The 5,166-nt window shown below is 68.3% G+C and carries 7 protein-coding genes; 3 read left to right on the plus strand and 4 right to left on the minus strand.

Translation table 11 applies throughout. The features are described 5' to 3' along the window. The first annotated feature begins 157 nt into the window (after positions 1–157). Positions 158–1,090 carry a 50S ribosomal protein L11 methyltransferase gene (locus QN347_RS18690; protein WP_322162550.1) on the plus strand — a complete coding sequence of 311 codons (933 nt, stop codon included), beginning with the start codon at positions 158–160 and terminating at the stop codon, positions 1,088–1,090. 7 nt (positions 1,091–1,097) lie between these two features. Here QN347_RS18690 and QN347_RS18695 read toward each other — a convergent pair whose 3' ends face one another. After that, on the minus strand, positions 1,098–1,466 hold the full coding sequence (locus tag QN347_RS18695; RefSeq protein ID WP_133186438.1) for a hypothetical protein: 369 nt from the start codon (positions 1,464–1,466) through the stop codon (positions 1,098–1,100). After that, positions 1,463–2,332, minus strand: a complete 870-nt coding sequence (phhA, locus tag QN347_RS18700) for a phenylalanine 4-monooxygenase (protein ID WP_133186440.1) — start codon at positions 2,330–2,332, stop codon at positions 1,463–1,465. Before phhA ends, QN347_RS18695 begins: the two co-directional genes overlap by 4 nt. A gap of 74 nt (positions 2,333–2,406) precedes the next feature. Between phhA and QN347_RS18705 the strand changes: the two genes are divergently transcribed. Next, complete coding sequence (locus QN347_RS18705; RefSeq protein WP_322162551.1) at positions 2,407–3,069, plus strand: TIGR02117 family protein; 663 nt, start codon at positions 2,407–2,409, stop codon at positions 3,067–3,069. After that, positions 3,066–3,770 carry an alpha/beta hydrolase gene (locus QN347_RS18710; RefSeq protein WP_322162552.1) on the plus strand — a complete coding sequence of 235 codons (705 nt, stop codon included), beginning with the start codon at positions 3,066–3,068 and terminating at the stop codon, positions 3,768–3,770. The genes QN347_RS18705 and QN347_RS18710 overlap by 4 nt, the downstream gene beginning before the upstream one ends. A gap of 120 nt (positions 3,771–3,890) precedes the next feature. Here the strand turns inward: QN347_RS18710 and QN347_RS18715 are convergent, their stop codons facing one another. Further along, positions 3,891–4,169 (minus strand): hypothetical protein, encoded by a 279-nt coding sequence (locus QN347_RS18715; RefSeq protein ID WP_133186446.1) that lies wholly within the window; start codon positions 4,167–4,169, stop codon positions 3,891–3,893. Further along, entirely contained in the window at positions 4,169–5,164 is a 996-nt protein-coding gene (locus QN347_RS18720) for a glycerophosphodiester phosphodiesterase (RefSeq protein ID WP_323494307.1), read from the minus strand. The genes QN347_RS18715 and QN347_RS18720 overlap by 1 nt, the downstream gene beginning before the upstream one ends. Positions 5,165–5,166: the final 2 nt, after the last annotated feature.

Here is a 5,166-nt window from a genome sequence, read left to right on the forward strand (position 1 = left end):
CCCCCCCCAACCCCCCCCCCCCCCCCCCCCCCCCCCCCCCCCGCCCCCCCCCCCCCCCCCCAAAAAAACATTGCTGCCCCCGGCCCCCCGCGGCCCCCGCGGAGAGAAGAAGGGATGCCCGCTTGCGCGGGGCGGGCGGCGCGGGCAGGACGCAGCGATGACCAGCTGGAAAGTGACGCTCCCCTGCACCCGCGCCGAGGCCGAGGCGATCGATGCCGCCGATGACATCGCCAAGGGCATGGTGCTGATGACGACCGAACTCGAGGAGGACGATCGCGAGCATTGGCGGCTCGACGCCTATCTCGAGGTGGCGCCGACGCCCGCGGCAATCGCCGCGATCCGCCTGCTCGCGCCGAGTGCGGGGGAGACCGCGCCGCAGGTCGAGGAACTGCCCGACGAGGATTGGGTGACGCTGAGCCAGGACGGGCTCGAGCCGATCGCCGAGGGGCGCTTCGTCGTCCATACCAGCGCGCATCCCGTCGCCGCCCCCGCAGGCGGTCGCGCCTTCCTGATCGAGGCGGGGCAGGCGTTCGGCACCGGGCACCATGCGACCACGTCGGGGTGTCTCGCGATGCTCGACCGCCTCGCCGACCAGTCGTTCGCGCGGATCATCGATATCGGCACCGGCACCGGGCTGCTCGCCTTCGCTGCACAGCATCTGTGGCCGACGGCCGAGATCGTCGCGACCGATATCGACCCGCGCGCGATCATCGTCACGCGCGAGAATGCCGAGCTCAACGCGCTCGACGGCATCGCGCTGATCGTCGCCGACGGTGCGCTCGACGACACGATCACCGCGCGCGCGCCGTACGATCTGGTGATCGCCAATATCCTGGCGGGCCCCTTGGTGTCGATGGCGCCCGAGCTCGCCGCAATCGCCGCGCCCGGCGCGACGATCGTCCTGGCGGGCTTGCTCGACACGCAGCGCGTCGATGTCGTCGCGGCGTTTGCCGGCTGCGGCTGCACGCTGGCCGAGACCGACCGGCGTGGCGACTGGACGATCCTGCGGCTCGTCGCGGGCGCGGTGCGCTATGTCCCGACCAAGCCGATCGACCCGAAGGGACGCGACGGCTGGGCGCTCGATCTCTAGCGACGCGTCAGGCCGGCTGCCACTCGGCCTTCTCGCGCCGGAGCGAGGCGAGCAGCGAATCGTAGATCACCTTGGCGCGCGTCAGCCCGGCCTGGCTGCGCCCGCGATCGTCGATCGGCAGCTCGCCGCGCACGCCGAAGCCGTCGCGCAGGAACTCGCGGTCGTCGTAGCGTGTCTTGAACGTCTGGAGAAAATCGCGGCATTCGCTCGCCATCGTCGCGCGTTCGTCGAAGCTCAGCTGCGGCAACGCCTCGGCGATTTCGGCATGCAGCGCCTTCAAATGGCCGAAGACATGGAGCCGCTCGGTCATGAACGCCTGCAGCGTCGGCCACTGTTCCTCGGCCATCGCCCAGCGCTCGCGTTCGGCGCGGCTCACGACGCCTTCGCCAGCGCATAGGCCTGCGACCCGCGCGTCAGCAGCGTGTCGTCGGGCAGGATTTGCGCGACCGGCACGTCGGGCATCTCGGCAAGCTTGGTATAGAGCGGGGCGAAGTCGGTCTCGACGGTTACGCGCAGCAGATCCTCGAAGCTCGGGATGACGAAATAGTTCTGCTGGAAATCGTCGATCCGGTACTCGGTGCGCATCACGCGTTCGAGATCGAAGGCGATACGATTGGGGCTCGGGTCATCGAGTGCGAAGCGGCTCTCTGCAAAGCTCGACACGATCCCCGCGCCGTAGAGCCGCAAGCCTTCGGGCTCGGCGACGAGGCCGAACTCGACCGTGTACCAATACAGCCGGCCGAGATATTTCAGCGCATCGAGCCCTTGTGCCCGCTGCCCGCCGCGGCCGTATGCCGCGAGGTAATCGGCGAAGACGGGGTCGGCGAGCATCGGGACATGGCCGAACACGTCGTGGAACACGTCGGGTTCCTGGAGATAATCGAGCTGGTCGGCGCGGCGGATGAAATTGCCCGCGACGAAGCGGCGGTTCGCCATATGGTCGAAGAACACGGCGTCGGGCACGAGCCCCGGCACCGCGACGACCTGCCAGCCGGTGAGCTTCATCAGCCGGTCGGACAATTCCTCGAAATCGGGAATCCCCGGTTTAGACAGCTTGAGTACATCTAGCCCGCGCAAATAGGCGTCCGACGCGCGACCGGGCAGCAGTTTTGCCTGGCGGGCGAACAAGGTGTCCCAGACGTGGTGTTCTTCTTGGCTGAAATGCGCCCAATCCTGCGGGATCGTCCAATCGGCGGAGGCGCCGGGCGGGGGGCGGTCGAGAACGTGCGTATCATCGGTCATTGCTGCAGGGTATCACAGCCACTGCGGGTCTGGAATGCTTACGCATGAAACGAATTCTTGGGCGGGTATTCAGCGTGGCTGGCATAATCGCCGTATTGCTCGTCGCTTATGGCGCGGCGGGGATGGCGGGTGGCGCCGTGCCGAGCAACGCCGGCTGGAGCCAGCCGCGCGACGGCGTGCGAATCCTGGTCGAGAGCAATGGCGTGCATACCGATCTGGTGCTGCCCAAGGTCGCGGCCGGGGTCGATTGGCGCGACCTTTTGCCTGGCGATGATCTCGCCGATCCGCGCTATGCCGGCTTCGATCATGTCGCGATCGGCTGGGGCGAGCGGACCTTCTACCTCGAGACGCCGCGCTGGAGCGACGTGAAGCCGCTGACCGTGCTGCGCGCCGCGTTCGGCAGCGACCGCACCGTGCTCCATGTCGAGCATATCGCGCCGCCCGCCGCGGCCGACGATGCGCGCGTGCTCGTGCTGCGGCCCGACGAATATCGCCGGCTCGCGGCGTTTATTCGGGCAAGCTTTGCCGGGCGGCAGGCATGGCACCGTACCGGCTATGCCAGCAACGACGCCTTCTATCAGGCGCGCGGTCGCTATAGCGCGATCGAGACGTGCAACGCCTGGACCGGCGACGCCTTGCGGGCGGCCGGGGTGCGGATCGGGGTGTGGACGCCGTTTCCGGTGACGGTACTCGGCTGGTTTGCCCCGCCGCGACATCCGCTACGAGACGCGACGTGAAACCGCCGTCGAAAGCATTGCTCGCGCTCGAAGTGCCGCGCGGGGCGTGGGGACTGGCATCGCTGCTCGGGTCGCGGTCGCTGCTGGCCAAGGGGCCGCGCGGCGATGGGCGGCCGGTGCTGCTGCTGCCAGGCTTGTTCAACAGCGATCTGTCGGGGGTGTTCCTGCAGCGCTATCTCGTCTCGCTCGGTTACCGCGCCGAGGGGTGGGGGCTCGGGCGCAATCTCGGCGCGCGGACGATCGGCGTCGATGGCGCGCGGCTGCACGACCGGATCGTCGCGCTGGCCGCGGCGAGCGGCGAGCCGGTGACGTTGGTCGGCGTCAGTCTCGGCGGGATCATGGCGCGTTTCGCGGCGCATCGCTGGCCCGAGCTTTTGCGCGAAGTGGTGACGATCAGCTCGCCTTATGCCGGCAGCCCGCGCGCGACCAATGTGTGGCGCGCGTTCGAATTCTTCACTGGCGACCGGATCGACGCGCCCCAGATCGTCGCGCACAGCGCATTGGTCGCGCAGACCCCGCCGGTGCCGGCAACGGCGATCTGGAGCCGCAGCGATGGGCTGGTCAACGGCATGATCTGCCACGACGCCGCGGGGCGATCGGTCGAGGTGCGCAGCAGCCATGTCGGCGTGCAGGTGCGCCCGGCGGTGTTGCTCGCGGTGGCGCAGGTGCTGTGCGGCGCTGCGGTCGAGCGGCAGATCTGAGCGAACGGACCGCAACGTCACCCCGGCCTTGTGCCGGGGCCCACCGTGCCGCGCGTGCTACGAGGGCCGGATGTGCGGGCCGGTGGACCCCGGCACAGGGCCGGGGTGACGAAGGGGCCTTCAGCGCCCGGCCTGATACCCGTCATAGCGATTGCAGTCGGGGCGCTGCTCGCGACGGCATTCCTGCGCCCAGCGGCGGCGTTCGGCGCCTTCGCGCGCTTCCTGCTTGCGCATCTTGCGGCCGTAGTTGCGATCGGCTTCGGACTGGCTCGTCGTCGTCCAGTCGACCGCCTTGCCCGCGGCCTTGACGGGGAAGGTGACGATGCTGGCAGCGGTGCGGACGCAGCCTCCCATCATCAGCGGGAGCAAGGCGGCGGCGATCAAGGGGCGGTACTGCATCATTTTTCCTTTAGGGCGTTGCGCACCTTTACGCCAATCCCTGGAAAATCGGTAAAGAAGCCGTCGATTCCAAGCGCGAGATAGCGCCGCATCGCATCTTCGATCCGCCCGTGCACCGCCGGATCGGTGCCGGTCTGCAGGCTCGGCGGCAGGAAGATGTTCTCGGCGCGGAAGGTCCAGGGGTGGAGCCGCAGGCCGGCGGCATGCGCATCGGCGACCAGGGTCGTCGGCGGCGCATCGCCATTTTCGATCATCGCGAGGCCGGGGCCAATGCCATACGCGTATTTCGCGACCGCCTTGAGCCCCTCGGGCGTCGCCATCGCGGCATAGCTCGGCACGGCATGGTCGGCAGGGCCGCCGCTCGCGTCCATCAGCTGGATCAGCCGCAGCCCCGTCATTGCGTGGATGCGCTTGAGATTGTCGACCTCGAACGACTGGATGAACACCGGGTCGCTCGGCTTGTCCCAGCCTGCCGCCTTCAGCTCCGCGACGAGCCGCGCTTCCATCGGATGGCCGATGCGCGCGAAATAGCTCGGATGCTTGGTCTCGGGATAGATCCCGACGACGCGCCCGCCGACCGAATGCTGCTTGGCGAGCGCGATCACCTCGGCAAGCGTCGGGACTTCGAACTTCCCGTCATAGCGCATGTTGTCGGGGCGCAGCTTGGGCAAACGCTCGACCGCGCGCAGCGTCTTCAGCTCGGCGAGCGTGAAATCCTCGGTGAACCAGCCGGTATGGCTTTCGCCGTCGATCACCTTGGTCGTGCGGCGCGCGGCGAATTCGGGGTGCTTGGCGACATCGGTGGTGCCGGTGATGTCGTTCTCGTGCCGCGCGACAAAGACGTCGTCCTTGGTCAGCACGAGGTCAGGCTCGATGAAATCGGCGCCTTGCTCGATCGCGAGCGTGTACGAGGCGATGGTATGCTCGGGCCGAAGCCCGCTCGCGCCGCGGTGCGCGATGACGATCGGCGCGGAGAGCCTGTCTCTTATACACATCT

It is taken from the genome of Sphingomonas sp. 10B4 (assembly GCF_035019905.1).
Lineage (GTDB): Bacteria > Pseudomonadota > Alphaproteobacteria > Sphingomonadales > Sphingomonadaceae > Sphingomonas > Sphingomonas glacialis.